The 1796-nt window shown below is 54.5% G+C and carries 2 protein-coding genes and 1 pseudogene; 2 read left to right on the forward strand and 1 reads right to left on the reverse strand.

Going from position 1 to position 1796, the window contains the following annotated elements; translation table 11 throughout:
• On the forward strand, positions 1 to 164 hold a 164-nt coding region (locus F7Q90_RS25505; RefSeq protein ID WP_151161046.1), incomplete at its 5' end, for a transposase domain-containing protein.
• A 335-nt stretch (positions 165 to 499) separates the two neighbouring features.
• Here the strand turns inward: F7Q90_RS25505 and zntB are convergent.
• Positions 500 to 1483 carry a zinc transporter ZntB gene (zntB, locus tag F7Q90_RS25510; protein ID WP_006119281.1) on the reverse strand — a complete coding sequence of 328 codons (984 nt, stop codon included), beginning with the start codon at positions 1481 to 1483 and terminating at the stop codon, positions 500 to 502.
• 139 nt (positions 1484 to 1622) lie between these two features.
• Between zntB and F7Q90_RS25515 the strand changes: the two are divergent.
• Positions 1623 to 1796: pseudogene (locus F7Q90_RS25515) on the forward strand (IS630 family transposase); the annotation flags it as partial.

The raw sequence follows: 1796 nt of genomic DNA on the forward strand, positions 1-1796 counted from the left end.
GCGGAGAACGTGCGGCGATCCTCTACTCTCTGATCGTCACCTGCCGGCTTAACGGCGTTGACCCCGAGACGTGGTTGCGTTACGTCATCGGTCATATACAGGACTGGCCGGTGAACCGGGTCCGCGATCTGCTGCCATGGAAGGTCGAGCTTCCCTCTGCCTGAACGTCAATACGGTCTGAATGCGACGCTTACTTATGTATCGCCTTCATACCGTGCTCCTCTGTAGCGAATGAACATTAAGCTTAGGAAAGATTAGGCCTTTCAGCCAGCAGGTAAAAAAAAAGCCGGCAACAAGGCCGGCGTAGGTCGAATCAACTGTACTATGCAGTTATTCAAAAAAAGGAAGTAAGACAATATGGAGCGCAACGCCCATCGCTTGACGTTGCATTCACCTGCGGGAGAGAGTTTGCGTCAGTTGCCTCCGGCAGGTATTGATGTCGATCAGCTTTACTTCTGTTAAGCCCTCTGTCACTAAGGCAATTCACAGGCTTTGTCTGTCAAAGCCAACGCCGCTTACGTAAATACCCCGCCACGCCTAACGCCAGTATGACCAGTAAAATACAGAACACGCTGAAGCCGTAGCGCCATCCGCCGCCGGGAATGCCGCCCAGGTTGACACCAAACAGCCCGGTTAAAAAGGTAGCGGGCAGAAAAATCATCGCCATCAGCGACATCGTATAGGTGCGGCGATTCATGGATTCGGCCATTACCGAGGCGACTTCATCGGCCAGCACGGCCGTTCTGGCTACGCCCGCGTCCAGATCGTCCAGGCCGCGCCCCAGCCGGTCGGCAATCTCCTGCATGCGGCGGCGCTCACTGTCGTCCATCCAGGGCAGTTTCTCACTGGCGAGCCGGGCAAAAACATCACGCTGTGGAGCCATGTAACGGCGCATCACAATCAGCTGTTTGCGCAGCAGGCCCAGTTCACCCCGCGGGGGAATGCGTTGGTCCAGTAAGGCATCTTCGAGCTCAATGATTTTGTCATGCAGGTCTTCGATAAATTCGCTGGTGTGACCGGTTAACGCATCGCAGACCTCGACCAGCCAGCTGCCACAGTTGACCGGGCCGTTACCGTTTTCGAGATCGGTCAGCACTTCATCCACGGCAAACACTTTACGTCGCCGGGTGGACACAATGAGCTGATCGTTAATAAACACCCGCATTGCCACTAACTGGTCAGGGCGCGCATCGCTGTTATGGTTCACGCTGCGCAGGACAATCATAAAACCGTCCCCCAACCGGGACACGCGAGGCCGCATGCTTTCACCGGCCAGCGCATCACGCACGGCATCCGGGATCTGAGGCGTGGATTGCAGCCATTCAGCGCTGCGGGGATGGGTATAATTGAGATGCAGCCAGCAGGGATGCTCATCGTGCAGCACCTGGGTTTCATCAATCGGTATCATGCCGCCCTTTCCATCCAACTGGCAGGAAATGATGGCATCTGTTACCTGAAGCGATTTTCCTTTCACACCGTCCACACCGTTACCCCGCTATCAAAATCAATACGATACAGTCTAAATAACTGCTCGGAATAGTAGATCACTTAGAGGGAACTCAGTCCGGTTTATGCGATCTGATCAATCGCTGAATATCCCAAATCACCAGCCGGACTGAGCAATGTCGATCATAGCACCAATACCCAGAACCGAACGACGCCTGATGCAGAAAACTATCCATAAAACAAAGGACAAAAACCACGCCCGGCGGCTCACCGCCATGCTGATGCTGCATCGTGGTGACACCGTCAGTCATGTTGCCAGAACACTCTGCTGTGCCCGCTCATCGATTGGT

Origin of the sequence: Pantoea stewartii subsp. stewartii (assembly GCF_008801695.1) — a bacterium.
Lineage (GTDB): Bacteria > Pseudomonadota > Gammaproteobacteria > Enterobacterales > Enterobacteriaceae > Pantoea > Pantoea stewartii.